This is a genomic window from Mesorhizobium sp. M7A.F.Ca.CA.002.15.2.1 (assembly GCF_003998715.1).
Taxonomy (GTDB): Bacteria; Pseudomonadota; Alphaproteobacteria; order Rhizobiales; family Rhizobiaceae; genus Mesorhizobium; species Mesorhizobium ciceri.
In genome coordinates, this window is the sequence record NZ_RZPI01000987.1 from 1 (window position 1) to 1370 (window position 1370).

General features: G+C 66.6%; 1 protein-coding gene and 2 pseudogenes. All 3 read left to right on the top strand.

Annotated features, from left to right (window positions below; all coding sequences use genetic code 11):
- A pseudogene (locus ENZ74_RS31830) lies at nucleotides 1-186 on the top strand (D-alanyl-D-alanine carboxypeptidase); the annotation flags it as partial.
- A gap of 140 nt (nucleotides 187-326) precedes the next feature.
- Nucleotides 327-1001 carry a dTMP kinase gene (gene tmk, locus ENZ74_RS31835; RefSeq protein WP_063170241.1) on the top strand — a complete coding sequence of 225 codons (675 nt, stop codon included), beginning with the start codon at nucleotides 327-329 and terminating at the stop codon, nucleotides 999-1001.
- A pseudogene (locus tag ENZ74_RS31840) lies at nucleotides 998-1370 on the top strand (DNA polymerase III subunit delta'); the annotation flags it as partial. The gene tmk and the pseudogene ENZ74_RS31840, both read left to right, overlap by 4 nt.

The following is a 1370-nucleotide window of genomic DNA, read 5'->3' on the forward strand; positions in this document are numbered from 1 at the left end:
GTCTATGACGGCCCGGTTGCAGCACCGGTGGAGGAGGGGCAGCCGGTGGGTGCGCTGCGCGTCTGGATCGGCGATACGCTGAGCCAGGAGACGCCGCTTTTCGCTGCCGAATCGATCGGCGTCGGCACGCTGCCGCAGCGCGCGCTCGATGCCGTCAAGGCACTGGGGATCGGCTGGCTGCGCTAACGCATGTCGCTCAAAACCAGCCATGGTTTTGGGGAACGGCATGCATAAGGGCAAAAAATCGACGGCATGGACGTTTGGCCCAACGCGGACTATCTAGAGCGCTACAATCCCATTCAGCCATGGACAAGAAGGCCTCTCGGTTGGCACGCGGTTTTTTCATCACCTTCGAAGGCGGCGAGGGGGCAGGCAAGTCGACGCAGATCGAGCGGCTGGCCAGGAAGATGCGCGCCAAGAAATACGACGTGCTGCTTACCCGCGAACCCGGCGGCTCGCCGGGCGCCGAAGCGGTCAGGCATGTGCTGCTGTCGGGCGCAGCCGAACCGTTCGGGCCGAAGATGGAAGCGCTGCTGTTCGCCGCCGCGCGGTCCGATCATGTCGAGCAGGTGATCCGGCCGGCGGTCGAGCGTGGCTCCATCGTGCTTTGCGACCGCTTCCTCGATTCCTCACGCGTCTATCAGGGCGTCACCGGCGGCATCGATCCGGCGTTCATGGATGCGCTGGAACAGGTCGCCATCAACGGCATGATGCCGGACATGACGCTGATCTTCGACATCGACCCAGCGGAAGGCCTGAGGCGCGCAACGCTGCGGCGCGGCGCCGAGGCAGTCGCCGACCGTTTCGAAAAGGAGACGCTGGCGATCCACCAGGCCCGCCGCGAGGCGTTTCTGGCGATCGCCAAGGCCGAGCCGGAGCGCTGCATCGTCGTCGACGCAGCCGCCGAGCCCGACGCGGTTGAGAACGTCGTCACCGCGGCAGTGTTCGCGGCGCTGGCGGCGAGAGCGCCGGCACGCGACAGGCAGGCGACGCCGGCATGATCTTCGAGCGCATCGCACCCGAGCAGCACGACACGCTCGACGGCGTGCCGGAGCCCTCCGAAACGCCCCTTCTGGTCGGGCACGGCCAGGCTGCAGGCGTGCTCACCGCCGCCTATCGCGCCGGCAAGCTGCCGCATGCGCTGATCTTTTCCGGGCCAGTCGGCATCGGCAAGGCGACGCTCGCCTTCCACCTTGCGCATCATCTGCTGAAGCACCCGGATTTCGCGCAGGCGCCGGAAAGCCTTGCCGCTCCCGATCCGGCGTCGTCGCTGTTTCGCCAGATCGCCACCGGGGCGCATCCTTCCGTGCTGCATCTGACCCGGCCGCTGAACGACAAGACCAAGAGTTTCAAGACGGTCGTCACCGTCG